The sequence below is a fragment of the Nonomuraea muscovyensis genome (assembly GCF_014207745.1).
Classification (GTDB): domain Bacteria; phylum Actinomycetota; class Actinomycetes; order Streptosporangiales; family Streptosporangiaceae; genus Nonomuraea; species Nonomuraea muscovyensis.
Genome location: NZ_JACHJB010000001.1, coordinates 1 through 16,606 on the forward strand (window position 1 = coordinate 1; position 16,606 = coordinate 16,606).

12 protein-coding genes and 1 pseudogene are annotated in these 16,606 nt (G+C 72.9%); 8 read left to right on the forward strand and 5 right to left on the reverse strand.

Features of this window, described 5'->3' with window-relative positions; all coding sequences use genetic code 11:
• A pseudogene (locus tag FHU36_RS00005) lies at positions 1-701 on the reverse strand (ABC transporter permease subunit); the annotation flags it as partial.
• A gap of 4 nt (positions 702-705) precedes the next feature.
• Entirely contained in the window at positions 706-1,983 is a 1,278-nt protein-coding gene (locus FHU36_RS00010; protein ID WP_185081754.1) for a sugar ABC transporter substrate-binding protein, read from the reverse strand.
• Positions 1,984-2,286: 303 nt separating this feature from the next.
• Here FHU36_RS00010 and FHU36_RS00015 point away from each other — a divergent pair, with 303 nt between their 5' ends.
• From FHU36_RS00015 to FHU36_RS00025, 3 genes are all read left to right on the forward strand, one after another.
• Complete coding sequence (locus FHU36_RS00015; RefSeq protein ID WP_185081755.1) at positions 2,287-3,789, forward strand: glycoside hydrolase family 13 protein; 1,503 nt, start codon at positions 2,287-2,289, stop codon at positions 3,787-3,789.
• Positions 3,790-3,896: 107 nt separating this feature from the next.
• Complete coding sequence (locus FHU36_RS00020) at positions 3,897-5,234, forward strand: sensor histidine kinase (protein WP_185081756.1); 1,338 nt, start codon at positions 3,897-3,899, stop codon at positions 5,232-5,234.
• A 55-nt stretch (positions 5,235-5,289) separates the two neighbouring features.
• A complete protein-coding gene (locus FHU36_RS00025) occupies positions 5,290-6,111 on the forward strand; it encodes an SAM-dependent methyltransferase (RefSeq protein ID WP_185081757.1) in 822 nt (273 codons plus the stop codon).
• A gap of 101 nt (positions 6,112-6,212) precedes the next feature.
• Here the strand turns inward: FHU36_RS00025 and FHU36_RS00030 are convergent, their stop codons facing one another.
• A complete protein-coding gene (locus FHU36_RS00030) occupies positions 6,213-7,559 on the reverse strand; it encodes a cation:dicarboxylate symporter family transporter (RefSeq protein WP_185081758.1) in 1,347 nt (448 codons plus the stop codon).
• Between the two features lie 103 nt (positions 7,560-7,662).
• On the opposite strand from FHU36_RS00030, the gene FHU36_RS00035 reads away from it, so the two are divergent.
• The 5 genes from FHU36_RS00035 to FHU36_RS00055 all read left to right on the forward strand — a co-directional run bounded on the left by FHU36_RS00035 (position 7,663) and on the right by FHU36_RS00055 (position 14,230).
• Positions 7,663-9,165 carry a sensor histidine kinase gene (locus FHU36_RS00035; protein WP_185081759.1) on the forward strand — a complete coding sequence of 501 codons (1,503 nt, stop codon included), beginning with the start codon at positions 7,663-7,665 and terminating at the stop codon, positions 9,163-9,165.
• A complete protein-coding gene (locus FHU36_RS00040) occupies positions 9,162-9,836 on the forward strand; it encodes a response regulator (RefSeq protein WP_185081760.1) in 675 nt (224 codons plus the stop codon). The genes FHU36_RS00035 and FHU36_RS00040 overlap by 4 nt, the downstream gene beginning before the upstream one ends.
• Before the next feature lie 64 nt (positions 9,837-9,900).
• A complete protein-coding gene (locus FHU36_RS00045; protein ID WP_185081761.1) occupies positions 9,901-11,940 on the forward strand; it encodes an N-acetylneuraminate synthase family protein in 2,040 nt (679 codons plus the stop codon).
• A gap of 14 nt (positions 11,941-11,954) precedes the next feature.
• A complete protein-coding gene (locus FHU36_RS00050) occupies positions 11,955-12,947 on the forward strand; it encodes a glycosyltransferase family 2 protein (RefSeq protein WP_185081762.1) in 993 nt (330 codons plus the stop codon).
• Positions 12,944-14,230, forward strand: coding sequence for a polysialyltransferase family glycosyltransferase (locus FHU36_RS00055; protein WP_312891365.1), 1,287 nt, complete (start codon positions 12,944-12,946; stop codon positions 14,228-14,230). Before FHU36_RS00050 ends, FHU36_RS00055 begins: the two co-directional genes overlap by 4 nt.
• Before the next feature lie 58 nt (positions 14,231-14,288).
• Here the strand turns inward: FHU36_RS00055 and FHU36_RS00060 are convergent, their stop codons facing one another.
• Both FHU36_RS00060 and FHU36_RS00065 read right to left on the reverse strand, forming a co-directional pair.
• Positions 14,289-15,476, reverse strand: coding sequence for a DUF6716 putative glycosyltransferase (locus tag FHU36_RS00060; RefSeq protein WP_185081763.1), 1,188 nt, complete (start codon positions 15,474-15,476; stop codon positions 14,289-14,291).
• A complete protein-coding gene (locus FHU36_RS00065) occupies positions 15,473-16,414 on the reverse strand; it encodes a hypothetical protein (RefSeq protein ID WP_185081764.1) in 942 nt (313 codons plus the stop codon). The genes FHU36_RS00060 and FHU36_RS00065 overlap by 4 nt, the downstream gene beginning before the upstream one ends.
• Positions 16,415-16,606: the final 192 nt, after the last annotated feature.

The window sequence follows — 16,606 nt, forward strand, 5'->3', positions numbered from 1 at the left end:
GCGGCGTCGTAGGCGAGCGCGGCCCGGCCTTCGACGGCGCGGCTCAGCCCGTTCGCCTTGATCAGCCCGCCGCGGGTGGGCACGGACAGCGCCGAGATCTCCTGGGCGCGGGCGGCGGCCTCGGGTGTCTTGAGCACGGTGAACCCGGGCGCCCGCACGACCTTGCCGGTGATGCCGACCTGGGCGCCGGTCACGGGCGCGAGGCCCTGCCCGGTGCCCGCCTGGACCTGCTTGGTCCGGGGGTCGACGAGCAGGAACACCAGGTTCCCGTCGCGGAGGGCGGCGGTCAGGGTGTACTCCGGCGAGCCGGGCGCCTGCCGCACGGAGCCGGTCTCGATCGCGGTGACGGCCGCCTGCTTGTCGCCGCGGTGCCCGTCGCCGAAGTTGGTGAACGCGGTGCTCACCGTGTAGAGGACGGGGAACACCTGGAAGGCGATCAGGAAGACCGTGCCGGGGATCAGATACTTCGCCGGGATGAAGCGGCGGGTCAGGTAGAGGTAGCAGATGAGCGCGCTCACCGCGCACACCAGCGCCAGGGACACCCACGACCCGGCCGCGACCAGCGGCGGCACGGCGTAGAGCAGGATCGCGGCGGCCACGGCCAGCACCGCGATCCTGCTGACCACGAAGGCCGTGGTCATCTCCCGGCGCGGGCGCGGCGCCTGCCCGGCCACCGCGCTCTCACGCACGTCGAGGGCCATGACGTCAGTTCTTGAGCGAGCCGTCGACGGCCTTCTGGGCGGCCTCGGCGGCCTTGGCGGGGTCGCCGCCCTTGACGACCGCGGCCTCGGCGATGCCGAACGGCTCCCAGATCGCCGCCATCTCGGGGATGGCCGGCATCGGGAAGCCGTCCTTGCCGGCGGCCATGAACTTGCCGGCGTCGGGGTCGGCCGCCTGGACCTCGGTCAGCACGGCGGTCAGCGCCGGCGGGCGCGGGTCGGCCTCGTACAGCGCCTTGGCGACGTCCTTGTTGGTCACGTAGTTGGCGACGAACTCCTGGGCGAGGATCTTGTTCTTGCCCTTGGCGGCGACGAAGAACGCCTGGACGCCGACGAACGGGGTGGCGGGCTTGCCGCCCTCGAACGCCGGGACGGGGGTGATGTCGTAGCCGAAGCCGCCCTTCTTGACCTCGCTCATCGCCCACGGGCCGGAGACGAGGAAGGCGCACTTCTTGGCGGCGAAGCTCGGGATGTAGTTCTCGTTGGTGATGGAGGTCTTCAGGGCGCCGTCGCCCTTCTCGCCGAGCGCCTTCAGCTTCTCGAACGCCTTGACCGACTCGGCCGAGCCGACCAGCACCTTCTTGGCGTCGGGGTCGCCGGTGGAGGTGGCGCCGAACAGGGCTCCGCCGCCGGAGGCGAAGAAGGGGTAGGAGTGGAAGGCGTCGCCCTTCTGCCCGACCGGCAGGCAGAGCACCTCCTTGACCTTGCCTGCCTTCTTCAGCTCGGCGCCCTTGGCGATGAGGTCCTCGATCGTGGCGGGTGCGTCGGGGGCGAGGTCGGTGTTGCGGATGAGCGCGATGTTCTCCATCGCGTACGGGGCGCCGTACACCTGGCCGCCGAACGTCACGGCCTTCAGCGCCATCTCGGAGAAGGCGGCCTTCTGCTCCTCGGTGAGGTTGACCGGGTCGATGGCTCCGTTCTGCACGAGGTTGCCGATCCAGTCGTGCGCGCCGATCATGATGTCGGGGCCGCTGCCCTGCTGGGAGGCGGTCAGGAAGGTCGTCTGGTTGTCCTTGCTGATCTCCTTCACCTCGACCGTGACGCCGTTCTCGGTGCCGAACTGGGCGGTGAACGGCTTGAGGGCCTTGACCCGGTTGGGGTCGGCCCAGATCACGAGCTTGCCACCGCCCTGCGCTGCCGATGCGGTGGCACCGGTCGACGCGGTGGGCGCCGCCGAGGGCGCGGCGGGCTGACCGCCGCCACAGGCGGTGGCGGTGATGGCCAGGGTCGCGAGTGCGGCCACGCCCAGAGCTGGCTTACGCATGGGACCTCCTGAGGTCACGGAGGGGGCGGTGGCACGCATCACGCCACCGCCGGAAAAAGATCCTTATCGACCGCGATGCGGCTTATGTTTCGGGGACGTTAGCCGCGTTTTGCAAGAATTGGAAGAACTTGCAGAAAGCGTTACCTGATCCAGACCTCCGATGAGCCATCCTTGACCCCGGAAGGCGCCCGCTGACCGGCCCCTGGGACGTGCGTGAAACTTTCCGCAAGTTCCACTTGACCTCTCGCAAGCAGTCAGGCCATCCTGCACCAGACATCACGGACATTCGGGGGAAGGACGACCATGCTCGGCAACGACGACTGGTGGCGCGACGCCGTCGTGTACCAGGTGTATCCGCGGAGCTTCGCCGACGCCGACGGCGACGGCATGGGCGACTTGCCCGGCGTGCGCGAGCGCCTGGGCTATCTGGCCGCGCTCGGCGTGGACGCCCTCTGGCTCAGCCCGTTCTACACCTCGCCGCAGGCCGACGCCGGCTACGACGTGGCCGACTACCGCGACGTGGACCCCAGGTTCGGCGCCCTGGCCGACTTCGACGCGCTGGTGGCCGACGCGCACGCGCTGGGCATCCGGATCATCGTGGACCTCGTGCCCAACCACTCCTCCGACCGGCACCCCTGGTTCCGCGAGGGGCTGCGCGACCGCTACATCTTCCGCGACGAGCCGAACGACTGGGAGTCGATCTTCGGCGGCCCGGCCTGGACACAGGTCGAGGACGGGCAGTGGTACCTGCACCTGTTCGCGCCCGAGCAGCCCGACCTCAACTGGGACAACCCCGAGGTGCGCGCGGAGTTCCGCGACATCCTGCGCTTCTGGCTGGACCGGGGCGTCGACGGCTTCCGGGTGGACGTGGCGCACGGCATGGTCAAGGCCGCCGGGCTGCCGGACGTGGGGCCCAAGGAGGGCCGCCAGGCCGAGCTGCTCGGCGACGAGCAGGTGCCGTACTTCGACCAGGACGGCGTGCACGACATCTACCGCGAGTGGCGGCCCATCCTCGACTCCTACCCCGGCGGGCGGATGGCGGTGGCCGAGGCGTGGGTGTCGTCGCCCGAGCGGCTGGCCCGCTACGTGGGGCCGGACGAGCTGCACCAGGCGTTCTCGTTCGACTTCATGATGGCCGACTTCCACGCCAAGTCGTTCCGTACGGTCATCGACAAGGCGCTGGCCGAGGCCGAGCTGGTCGGGGCGCCCACCACCTGGGTGCTGTCCAACCACGACAAGCCGCGGCACGTCACCCGGCACGGCGGCCTGGCGCGGGCCAGGGCGGCGACGCTGCTGATGCTGGCGCTGCCCGGATCGGCCTACCTCTACAACGGCGAGGAGCTGGGCCTGCCCGAGGTGCTCGACCTGCCGGACGAGCTGCGCCAGGACCCGGCGTTCCGGCGCAGCGGCGAGAGCCGCGACGGCTGCCGCGTGCCGTTGCCCTGGACGAGCGAGCCCGGGTGCGGCTGGCGCGACCCGTGGCTGCCGATCCCCGACTCCTGGCGGGCGCTGTCGGCCGAGGCCCAGGAGAACGACCCGGACTCCACGCTGAACCTCTACCGGGCCGCGCTGCGCCTGCGCAAGGAGCACCCGGCCCTCGGCGGCGGCGAGCTGACCTGGATCGACTCGCCCAGGGACGTGCTGGCGCTGGAGCGTTCGCCGGGCCTGGCCGTGGTGCTCAACACCGGCGAGCGGCCGGTGGCCCTGGCCGAGCTGGGCGTGGCGGGCGAGGTGCTGCTGTCGAGCGGCCCGCAGCCGGGCGACGGCACGGTCGCCCCCGACAGCACGGTGTGGGTGCGGCTCTGATCGGGACGGCCGCGGTCCAGATCAGAGCGCGGTCCTGATCAGAGCTTGGAACAAACTTTCCCATCACGGGACTTATCCGGGTAATCACGGACAGTAGCCTCGTTGGGATGTTCCGGTTCTGGACGGGCTCCCTCCGCGGCCGTGTCACGCTCATCACCACCCTGATCGCCGCGTTCGTCATGGTGCCGGTGGGTCTCGTCGGCGTCGCCATGGCCAGGTCGTGGATCATGACCACCGTCGCCGCCGACACCCGGGAGAGCGCCGAGCGCATCGCGACCGACGCGCGCGCGGGCGACCTGCCGCTGGGCGCCGCCATCCCGCTGCCCAACCCCTCCGTCGAGCTGATCCAGGTCGCCGGCCCCGGCGGGCAGGTGCTGAGCAGCAGCGACGCCGCCCGGAACCTGCCGCTGATCGGCAACGTGTGGCCCGAGGCGGACGACCCCGTCGTGACGTCAGTCAACTGCCTGCCCACGATGTGCGTCCACTTCACCGCCTGGCGGGTGTCGGCGGCACCCGACTCGCACGTCGTCTTCACGGGCACCAGGACACCGAGGATGTTGCAGTCCTACGTCCTCGAAGGCCTCGCCTTCGCCGAGGTGGCGGTGGTCGTGGCGCTCACGGGCTGGGCAACCTGGATGATCATGGGCAAGGCGCTGCGGCCCGTCTCGGTGATGCGGGCCGAGCTGGACGAGATCACCGCCAGCGACCTGAGCGGCCGGGTCACCCCGCCGGCCGGCGACGAGCTGGCCGGGCTCGCCGGCTCGATCAACGGCACGCTGGAGCGGCTGGAACGCTCGGCCGACCGGCAGCGCCAGTTCGCCGCCGACGCCTCCCACGAGCTGCGCACCCCGATCGCCGGGCTGCGCGCCCAGTTGGAGAGCGCGCAGCTCTACCCGGACGACACCGAGCTCGGCTCCCTGGTGAAGAGCGCGCTGCGGGACACCGACCGGCTGCAGGCGATCATCACCGACCTGCTGCTGCTGGCCAGGATCGGCTCCCAGGCGGACGCGGCCAGGGAGCGGGTGGACCTCGCCCAGCTCGTGCGCGAGGAGCTGTCGGTGCGCAGGGACAGGGTCCCGATCCGGCTGGCGATCGAGGAGCACGCCGAGGTCGACGGCGTGCGGCTGCAACTGGCCAGGGTGCTGACGAACCTGCTCGACAACGCCCAGCGGCACGCCGACCAGTACGTGCGCGTCTCGGTGAACAAGCAGGACGGCATGGCCGTGCTCACCGTGGAGAACGACGGCGCCGAGATCGCCGACGCGGACCGGGAGCGCATCTTCGAGCGCTTCACCCGCCTGGACGCTGCGCGCAGCCGCGACGCGGGCGGCACCGGCCTGGGTCTGGCCATCGCACGGGACGTGGCGCTGGCGCACCGGGGCGAGATCCACGCCGAGGAGTGTCGCGGCGGCGCCCGTTTCGTGCTCCGATTGCCCGCCGTCTAGGCGTTATATGGGGAATCAGTAGCGTTCAGTCCACCGCGTCCGGGATCATGGCAGCATGATGGAGCAAGCGCCGCATGGTGTCGATCCGCACATTCCCAACGCGGCGCGCATGTACGACTACTTCCTGGGCGGCAAGAACAACTTCCAGGCCGACCGCGAACTCGCCGAGCTGGTCCTCAGTGTGATGCCGGACGCCCGCGAGGGCACGCGGCAGAACCGCGGGCTGATCGGCCGGATCGTGCGCCACCTGTGCGACCAGGGCATCACGCAGTTCCTCGACCTGGGTTCCGGCCTGCCGGCGCAGGAGAACGTGCACGAGGTGGCCCACCGCCACGCGCCCGGCGCCAAGGTGGTCTACGTCGACAGCGACTCGGTGGTGGCCGCGCACGGCCGCGCCCTGCTGGCGGCTCCCGGCGTGGCCATGGTGGAGGCCGACGCGCGCCGGCCGGAGGAGGTCCTGAACCATCCGGAGGTGCGGTCGCTGATCGACTTCGACCGCCCGGTGGCCCTGCTGATGATGTTCTTCCTGCATCTGGTCCCCGACGACGACGATCCGCAGGGGTTCGTGGCCCGCTACCGCGAGGCGCTGGCGCCCGGCAGCTACCTGGCCCTCTCGCACGTCGGCAGCGACGTGGACACCGAGCGCATCATGCGGGTCGCCGAGTTCTACAAGCAGGCCAACTCCCCGTTCTGCCCGCGCACCGGCGAGGAGATCGCCGCCTTCTTCGGCGACTTCGACCTCATCCCGCCGGGCCTGGCCACGGGGCTCAGCCCGGACATCGGGTGGCCGTTCATCGACCCGGACGAGGTGCCGTTCATGGACGAGCACCTGGCCCGGATGGGATACGCGGGCGTGGGCCGCAAGCCCGGCGCGTGACACCCCGTCCTGGAGCACCCCGACATGCAGCACCCCGTCCCGGAGCACTCGGCAGGGTGAAGCGCCGGCCCGGGAACCGGGCCGGCGCTCGCTGACCGCCGCTACACCGCCGGGGTCATCGTCCGCTCGGCCGCCGGGGCGGGCGACTCCTGCCGGTCGGTCTCGGCGTCCTCGTCCAGGAGGGTGGCCTCGTCGAACGGCGCGCGCCCGGCGAGCACCTCGACCGCCCGGCCCCGGTCGAACTCGCCCGTCCAGGTGCCGACGAGGACGGTGGCGACGGCGTTGCCGGCGAAGTTCGTCAGTGCCCGCGCCTCGGACATGAAGCGGTCGATGCCGACGATGAGGCCGACGCCGTCCACGAGTTCGGGCCGGTGCGACTGCAGGCCGCCCGCCAGCGTGGCCAGGCCGGCGCCGGTCACGCCCGCCGCGCCCTTGGAGGCGATCATCATGAACACCAGCAGCGACACCTGCTCGCCGAACCCGAGCGGCGCGCCGGTGGCCGAGGCGACGAACAGCGTGGCCAAGGTCAGGTAGATCGCGGTGCCGTCGAGGTTGAAGGAGTAGCCGGTCGGCACGGTGATGCCGACGACCGGCCGGCTGACGCCCAGGTGCTCCATCTTGGCGATGAGCCGGGGCAGCGCCGACTCCGACGAGGACGTCGACAGGATCAGCAGGAACTCCCGGCCCAGGTAGCGCAGCAGCGTCCACAGGTTGATCCGGGCGACGAGCCACAGCAGCGCGCCGAGCACGACGCCGACGAACAGCAGGCAGGTGAGGTAGAAGGCGGCCATGATGACGGCCAGGCTCTTGAGCGCGTCGAGGCCGGTGGCGCCGACGACCGCCGCGATCGCGCCGAACGCGCCCACCGGCGCGGCCCACATGATCATGGCGAGGATGCGGAACACCAGGCGCTGGATGTGCGCGATGCCGTTGAGAATCGGGGTGGCCCTGGGGCCCATCGCCTGCAGCGCGAAGCCGGACAGCAGCGCCACCAGCAGCGTCTGCAGCACCTGGCCCTCGGTGAAGGCCGACACCAGCGTGGTCGGGATGATGCCGAGCAGGAAGTCCACCGTGCTCGTCGACTCGCCCTTGGCCGCCTCCGACGCCGCGGCCTCCCGGGCCGCGTCGGTGAGCTGCAGCCCGTTGCCCGGGTCGATGAGGTTGCCCACCACCAGGCCGATGAGCAGCGCTACAGTCGACATGGCGATGAAGTAGCCGAGAGCGAGCCCGCCCACCTTGCCGACCTTGGCGGCCTGGGTGACGGAGCCGACGCCCAGCACGATCGTGCAGAAGATGATCGGGCTGATCATCATCTTGATCAGGGCGACGAAGCCGGTGCCGATGGGCTTGAGCTCCTGGCCGACGTCGGGCCAGACGAAGCCGACCAGGATGCCGGCCAGCACCGCCACGATGACGGCCAGGTACAGATATCGGGTGCGATCACGCATGGGGGCTCTCCGAGCGTTTGCGGTGGAAGTCCTCACTGCGTGACTATGCGGGGCGTGGTGACCCAGGTCACTATTGCGTAAGTTTCGTTCACGGAGAGGTCGGATGCGTCGTTGGAGCCTGGCGGGCCAGATGCTGGTCCTGCAGCTCGTCGTGGTCGCGGTGACCGTGACGGGCGGCGCCGCGCTGATGTCGGTGCTGGCGCAGCAGGTGGTGGGCACCGAGGCCGCCGCCATGTCCAAGGCCGTGGCGCTCAGCGTCGCGTCCTCTCCCGACGTGCTCGCCGCGCTCGGCGAGCCGTCGCCCACGAGGAGGCTGCAGCCGTACGCCGAGCGGGTGCGCGCGGAGACCGGGGTCGACTTCGTCACCATCATGAAACCCGACGGCACGCGCTACACCCACCCCAACCCGGCGGAGATCGGGCGCGGCTTCCTCGGGCGCATCGACAGGGCGGTGCGCGGCGAGGCGTTCACCGAGACCTACACCGGCACGCTCGGCCCGTCGGTGCGCGCCGTCGTGCCCGTCCACGTCGACGACGGGTCGGTCGGCGCCCTGGTGAGCGCCGGCATCAAGGTCGAGAAGGTGAGCGCCAAGCTGCGCGGGGTGCTCGGCTGGATGGCCGGCATCGTGGCGCTCGCGCTGGGGCTGGGCGCGGCCGGCACGTGGCTGGTGACGGCGCGGCTGCGCAGGCAGACACACGGGCTCGGCCCGGTCGAGCTGGGCCGCATCCACGAGCACCACGACGCGGTGCTGCACGCCGTCCGCGAGGGGCTGCTGCTGGTCGGCAAGGACGGCACGCTGACGCTGTGCAACGACGCCGCCCGCGCGCTGCTGAACCTGCCGGCCGACGCCGAGGGCCGGCACGTGGCCGACCTGGGCCTGCCGGACGTGCTGGCCGGGCGCGAGCAGGAGAGCATCCACCTGGTCGGCGACCGGGTGCTCGCCGTCAACAGCGCCGCCAGCCGGCTCGGCACGGTGGTGACCGTACGCGACCACACCGAGCTGCAGGCGCTGGCCGGGCAGCTCGACGCCGAGCGCGGCTTCGCCGAGTCACTGCGGTCGGCGGCGCACGAGTCGGCCAACCGGCTGCACACGGTCGTCACGCTGGTGGAGCTGGGCCGCACGGAGGAGGCGGTGGCGTTCGGCACGGCGGAGCTGCGGGCGGCGCAGGAGCTCACCGACCGGGTGATGGGCGCGGTGCGCGAGCCGGTGCTCGCGGCGCTGCTGCTCGGCAAGAGCGCCGAGGCCGCCGAACGCGGCACCGAACTGCTGATCAGCGAGGACAGCGAGCTGGACGACCTGGGCCTGGACGTGCGCGACCTGGTGACGATCGTCGGCAACCTGATCGACAACGCCGTCGAGGCGGCGGCCGGCCGGGTGGAGGTCCGGGTCCGCGGCGACGCCTCCGGCCTGCTCGTCACGGTGGCCGACGACGGGCCCGGCCTGACGACGCCTGAGGCGTTCAGGAGAGGGTGGACCACCAAGGGCGACGGGCACGGGCTGGGCCTGGCGCTCGTCGGGCAGGCGGTGCGGCGGCTGGGGGGCACGATCGAGGTGGCCGGGTCGGTGTTCACGGTGCGGCTGCCGGCGCCGGAGCGGGTCTCATGATCTCCGTGCTGGTGGTCGAGGACGAGGACATCACCGCCGAGGCCAACCGCATCTACGTCGAGCGGGTGCCCGGCTTCCGGGTGGCCGGGGTGGTGCGGTCCGGCGGGGAGGCGCTGCGCTTCCTGCGCGGCACGCCGGTCGACCTCATCCTGCTCGACCTCTACCTGCCCGACATGCACGGGCTGGAGGTGTGCCGGGCCGTGCGGGCGGGCGGGCTGCTGTGCGACGTGATCGCGATCACCTCGGCGCGCGACCTGGCCATGGTGCGCTCGGCGGTGTCGCTGGGCGTCACGCAGTACCTGCTCAAGCCGTTCGCGTTCGCTGCCCTGCAGGAGAAGCTGACCCGCTACGCCCGCTTCCGCAAAGAGGCCGGCGAGATCGTCGGGCAGGGCGACGTGGACCGGTTCCTCGGCACCCTGCGCGGCACGACCGAGCTGCCCAAGGGCATGTCGCAGGACACCCTCGACACGGTCGTCGCCGAGCTGCGGGCCCGGCCCGAGGGCGTCTCGGCGCAGGCCGTGGGCGCGGCGGCCGGGGTGTCGAGGGTGACGGCCCGCCGCTACCTGGAGTATCTGGTGGAGCTGGGCGCGGCGGTGCGCTTCCCCCAGTACGGCGGGGTCGGGCGGCCAGAGTTGCTCTACCGGATGCCCACGGAAAGTTCAGGGCGCTGACGCTGGTCGTTCAATCCCGGCCTCTAGCTTCTGGGTGCAACCCGCGAAGCACTGAGGAGTCACGTTGCGCGTCCTGGCCGTAGTTCCCGCCCGCGGAGGTTCGGCGGGCGTCCCCCTGAAGAACCTCGCGAAGGTGGGCGGCGTCCCGCTGGTGGCCCGCGCGGTACGCGCCTGCCTGCGCGCCGACCTCATCGACACGGTGGTCGTCAGCACCGACCACGCCGGCATCGCCGAGGCGGCCCGGGAGGCGGGTGCGCTGGTCGTGGACCGCCCGCAGGAGCTGAGCGGCGCGACCGCCTCCAGCGAGTCGGCGGTGCTGCACGCGCTCGACGCGCTCGGCGCCGACCCGGAGGTCGTGGTGCTGGTCCAGTGCACGAGCGCGTTCATCGACCCGGCCGACCTGTCTGCGGCCGTGCGCAGGGTGCTCGACGGCGAGGCCGACTCGGTGGTGTCGGGGCTGCCGACGCACGAGTTCCTGTGGACCGCCGCGGGCGCCGGGGTCAACCACGACCCGGCGTTCCGGCCGCGCCGGCAGGACCGCGAGCCGCAGTTCCGCGAGAACGGCGCCTTCTACGCCATGCGCGCCTCCGGCCTGCGCGAGCACGGCCACCGCTTCTTCGGCGCCGTCGCCGTGCAGCCGGTGCCGTCGCGGCACGCGATCGAGATCGACGAGCCGGAGGACCTGGAGCTGGTGCGCGCCCTCGCGCCGTTCGTGGACGCGCCCGAGCCGATCGACGTGGACGCGGTCATCACCGACTTCGACGGGGTGCACACCGACGACCGCGCCTACGTCGACTCCGAGGGCCGCGAGATGGTGCTGGTCAGCCGCTCCGACGGGATGGGCGTGGCGCTGCTGCGCAAGGCCGGGGTCAAGGTGCTGGTGATGTCCACCGAGCAGAACCCGGTCGTCGCCGCGCGGGCGCGCAAGCTGGGCGTGCCGGTGCTGCAGGGCCTGGCCGACAAGCGGACCGTGCTGCGCGACTGGCTGCGCATCGAGGGGCTCGACCCGGCGCGGGTGGCGTACGTGGGCAACGACGTGAACGACCTGGGCCCGATGGCCGAGGTGGGCTGGCCGGTGGCCGTGCCCGACGCGCACCCGCGGGTGCGGGCCGCCGCGCGCGCGGTGCTGACCCGGCCGGGGGGCGACGGCGCGGTGCGCGAGCTGTGCGACCGCGTGGTGGCCGCCCGCCCGGCGCCCGCGCCGCAGCCGGAGGTCAAGGCCAAGCCGCGGCTCGGGCCGGTGGCGATCGGCGACGTGCTGGTGGGCGACGGCGAGCCGGTGTACGTGATCGGCGAGATCGGCATCAACCACAACGGCGACCTCGACCTCGCGCGCCGGCTGATCGACGTGGCGGCCGACGCGGGCTGCCAGGCGGTGAAGTTCCAGAAGCGCACCCCGGCCATCTGCGTGCCCGAGGAACAGAAGGGGCAGATCCGGCAGACGCCGTGGGGCGAGATGACGTATCTGGAGTACAAGGAGCGCACCGAGTTCGGCCACGACGAGTACCGGCAGATCGCCAAGTACTGCGAGGAGCGCGGCCTGCACTGGTTCGCCTCCCCGTGGGACGTGCCGTCGGTGGAGTTCCTGGAGGAGATGGACGTCGTGACGCACAAGGTGGCCTCGGCCAGCGTCGCCGACCACGAGCTGCTGCGCGCGCTGGCCGCCACCGGCAAGCCGGTCATCCTGTCCACCGGGATGTCCACGCTGTCGGAGATCGACCAGGCCGTGGAGATCCTCGGCACCGACAAGCTGGTCATGATGCACGCGACGTCCACGTACCCGCTGCCTCCCGAGGAGGCGAACCTGCGCACGATCACGACGCTCAAGGAGCGCTACGGCGTGCCGGTCGGCTACTCCGGCCACGAGCGCGGACTGCAGATCTCGCTGGCCGCGGTGACGCTCGGCGCGGTCTGCGTGGAGCGGCACATCACGCTCGACCGCACCATGTGGGGCTCCGACCACGCCGCCTCGCTGGAGCCGGCCGGGCTGGAGCACCTGGTCCGCGACATCCGGATCATCGAGCAGGCCCTGGGCGACGGCGTCAAGCGCGTCTTCCCCGGCGAGGAGGCCCCCAAGGCCCGCCTGCGTCGCGTGACCGTCTGACCGGGTCCCGCGCTTTGATCACTCTTTCGGTCGTCGTGCCCGTCCGGGACTGCGCGCGCTACATCGGCGACGCGCTGTCCTCGCTGTGCCGCAACAGCCGGGGCGACTTCGAGTTCATCGTGGTGGACGACGGGTCCACGGACGGGACCGGCGACGTCGCCGACGACTTCCGCGGCGACCTGCCCGGCCTGGCCGTGATCCGCAACCCCGTGCCGCTGGGGCTGGCGGACGCGCGCAACACCGGGCTCGAGGCGGCCACCGGCCGGTACGTGACGTTCATGGACGGCGACGACTGGCTCGCCCCCGGCCACCTGGAGCGGCTGGTCGCGGCCATCGACGGGCTCGGCTGCGACTTCGTGCGCACCGACCACGTGCAGGCCGAGGGCCGTAAGCGGGTCGTGCACCGCGCCCCGCTGGCGCGGCGGGACATGGTGCTCGACCCGCGCGAGGCGATCCTGCCGGCCGGGGTGCGGACCATGGTCGACTACCCGTACGCCTGGGCGGGCGTCTACCGCCGCTCGCTGCACGACCTGCTGCGCTTCCCCGGCTCGCTGCACACCGCCGAGGACCGGCCGTGGATCTGGCGGCTGCACCAGGAGGCGGCCACGTTCGCCGTGGTGTCGCTCGCCGGGCTCTTCTACCGGCGGCAGGTGGCCGGGTCGCTGACGCAGGTGGGCGACGAGCGGCAGCTCCACTTCTTCGACGCGTTCGAGCTGGTCTTCAAGGACGTCGAGGAGGAGTTCCGGCCCAAGGCGGTGCGCAACTTCTGCTCGCTGCTCGCCCACCACCTGCGGCTCGCCGACCGGTTCACGCCGCGGCTGCGGGCCCGCTTCGAGGAGCGCGGCGTCGCCATGGTGCGCGGCCTGCCGCCGGACCTCGTCGTCGAGTCGCTGGCGGGGATGTCCGCCGAACGCGAGGCCGTCCTGCGGACGCTCCTGCCCGACCTGCCCCCCAGCCCACACGTGCGGTACCGGTCCCGGCCGGGCCGCGACCGGGAGGACCCGTGACCGGACCCGACCCCGCCGGCGCCCCGCAGCGGCGCGACGGCACCACGGTCTGCTACGCCTCGACCCTGTTCGGCGCGATGTCGCTGGCGGCGGCGATCGACGAGGGCGGCTTCGGCTCCGGCGGCCGGCGCGTCCTGATCGTCTCGACCAACTCCGCGGTCCCCGAGGTGACCGTGCCGCTCGACCGGACACCCGGGTTCGCGGCACTGCGCTCCCGCTTCGACGAGATCCACTCGTGGAACGAGCTGATCGCGCCGCTGCACCCGGCCGACTGGCGGGCACGGGTGATCGAGGTGCCGATGATGGAACGGCTGATCCGCGGCCACCTCGGGCTCGGCCGGGTGGACGAGCTGGTGCTGGAGTCCGTGGCCGTGCCGCCCGCGCGGACGATCGCCGGGCTGGTGCGCGACTGCCCGGTCACCGTCTACTCCGACGGGCTGATGAGCTACGGGCCGACCCGCGACCCGCTGCCCGCCGACATCTTCCGCCGCGTCACCCGGCTGCTCCACCTCGACCTGGTGCCCGGCCTGACGCCGCTGCTGCTCAGCGAGTACGGGGTGCCCGCCGAGGTGCTGCCGGAGGCGGCGTTCCTGAAGGTCGTCCGCGAGGTGGCCGGCACCTCGCCGGGCCTGCCGCACGGGGAGGCGATGATCCTCGGGCAGTACCTGTCGTCGCTCGGCATCGTCACGCCCGAGGAGGAGGCGGAGCTGCACGAGGGGATGCTGCGCGCGCTGGCCGCCCGCGGGCACACGACGATCGTCTTCAAGCCGCACCCGGCCGCCGGGCGTGGCCACACCCGCCTGCTGCGCGCCGCCGCCGGGCGACTGGGCGTGCGACTGGAGGTGGTGGGCGAGAGCGTGCCCGCCGAGGTGTGCTTCGACGCCTCGCGGCTGAGCCTGGTGGCCGGCTGCTTCTCGACCGGACTGGTGACGGCGCGGCGCTACTTCGGGCTGCCGGTGGCCTCGTACGGGACCGAGCTGGTGCTGGAGCGGCTCACCCCGTACGAGAACAGCAACCGGGTGCCGGTCACGATCGTGGACGCGTTGCTGCCCCGGCTGTCGTCGGACGGCGAGCTGCGTGAGCCGCCCGCCGCCGACCTGGCGGCGCTGGTGCGCGGGGTGGGCTACTGCATGCAGGCCGAGGCGTACCCGGAGCTGCGGCCCGAGGGGGCGGCCTCCTTCGACCCGCGCTACTTCAGGCGCAAGCGCCTGGAGACCCTCGGCCTGGCTCCCCGGCCCACCGCCCTCACCCGCCTGCGCCGCAGGCTGCGCGCCGCCCTCTGATCATCGGGTCACCGGCGGCCCGCGCTCGCTGCCCGGCTCCGGGGCCGAGCGGCGCGGGTCAGGGGAAGGCGCGCAGGTAGCGGCGCACGCGGCGTTTCGCGCGATAGCCGGCGCGGAGCATGGGCGGCGGCACCTCCACGCGCAGGCGGGCGCGGCGCCGGGCGGCGGCGTGCTCCGGCCCGTCCAGCAGGGAGCGCGGCGGCGTCGCCGGGCCGGCCACCAGGGCCGCGAGCCGTACGGTCCAGTCGTCGCCGCCCGCGGGGTGGAAGTAGTTGGCCGCGCACCACCCGGCGTCGGCGGTGCGGAACGCGCCGCCGGCCAGGTCGTCGAGCGTGCCGAGCAGGCCGGAGCCCTCGAACACCAGGTTGATCATCTCGGCGTTCACCCCGAAGTCGCTGAGCACCAGCGACGGAACGCCGTGCGCGACGGCCTCCAGGGCGGCCGTCGAGCTGACCGTGACGAACCCCGCGGCCCGCGCGAGTTGCTCGTGCATCGGGCCTGTCTCGAACCCGAGCCGGCCCGGCTCGCCCAGCTCCCGCCAGAGCCGCTGGTAGTGGTGGCGCTCGTTGTGGGTCTGCCGCTCGTCCTCCCAGGCGCGCAGCTTCACCACCACGTCGAGGTCGGGGCGGTCGGCGGCCAGCCGGGCCAGGGCGCCCAGGATCCGCTCGCGTTCCTCGCGCTGCCTCGGCACCTTGGCCTGGGTGGCGAACACGACCCGGTCACCGCCGCCTGCCGTGGCGGGCGACCCGCCGCGCGGGCGCAGGAAGGGCAGCCTCGCCAGGCCGATCGCCCCTCCCCCGCCGAGCCGCGCGGCGATCTCGCCGAACTCGGCCACCTCCCGCCGGCTGTGCAGCACGAACAGGTCGCAGCCGCTGCGGTACAGCCACGCCTTCTCCGTCGCGGGCACCGAGATGCCCGGCAGGCCGGTGACGAACACCGGCCGCGGCCGCAGCCCGTCCAGCACGTCGGCCACCAGCACGTCCACGACGGGCCCGGTGCAGGCCACGAGCACCACGTCGGGCCGCATCCGCTCGGCCGTGCGCCGCAGGGCGCGCGCCGACAGCACCTGCGGCAGGGGCTCGGCGACCGGCGCACCGCTCAGCGCGGCGGCGATCTGGCCCGGCGAGGGGGCGATCGGCGTGCGGATCACCGCGAGCCGCGTCGTGCAGCCCGGCGGCAGGTCGGCGAGCAGGCAGGCCGCCCATTTCAGGTACGAGTCGGAGTCGGCGACAGCCAGCACCCTCACCCGGTGACTCCTGTCAGATGCGAGCGCAGCGCGGGAGCCGCCCTGCTGGTCCACCAGTCGTCCGGCACGTCGACCGGCTCCACCGCGACGCCGCGCGAGCCGAGGAGCACGCGCAGCGAGGTGATCGCGGTCGACGGCAGGCTGAGCACCCGCTGGCCCGGGTCCAGGCCGCGCAGCGTGAGCTCGGCCGGGGCGCCGCCCTCGTGCACGGTGATGCCGGGCCGCTCGCGGATCAGCGCCACGTCCACGGGGTCCTCGCGCCGGTGCGGGTAGTAGGCGAGCGGCTCCTCGCCGGCCAGGTTCGTGAGCCAGCGCAGGTAGCGGTCGCGGTGCACCAGGCCGTTGCGGACCAGCGCGGTGCCCAGCACCACGGTGCGCTCGGCCGGACCGGGCTCGGGCGGCTGGGCCCGCAACCAGGCGAAGTCATGGCGTACCAGGTCGACTCCGGCGCGGCGGACGCCCTCGTCCAGCTCCGCCGAGACCGGCAGCGCGGTGAAGACCGTGACGCGGCTCGCGCGCAGCCGGACGGCGGCGGCCAGCCCGAGCGCCGCGCGGGCGAACCCGGGCCGGGCGCGCGCCCTCAGCAGCGGCCGATACGGGCCCGCCGCGAGCAGTTCCAGCAACCGGATCGTGGCCAGCCCGTCGTCGACGACGACCAGGCGGCGCGGCCCGGCGGTCAGCCAGCGCAGCTGCACCCGGCCGGAGAACGCGTCACCGGCGGCGTCGAGCCTGCGCGGCAGGTGTTCGGCCGGCTCCGCCAGCTCCAGCCCTTCCGGGAGGGCCATGCGGCGCAGCTCCCGGCGCGTCGCCTTGAGCGCGCGCTGCCCGGCACGGGGCACGACGGCCGTCGCGGGGCCGAGGAGGCCGGCGTGGTGGGCCTCGACGGCGCACAGCATCTGGAGGGGAGACTCGACCCAGGCCGACGCCCGCTCGCGCACTCTGCTCCCTTCGCCGGTTCCCGGCTCAAGCCGGTGCGCCACAAGCTAACCCGGCCGCCTTACGCCTCCGGGAACGACGCGTGAACACTTCCTCCCGCCCGGGACGGAACCGGTCGCCCGGACGGGGGCCCGCCAGCCGAGGGGCAAATGGGGATATAGGTGTCTTTGGGGTAATGAGGGTCGATAGGATCC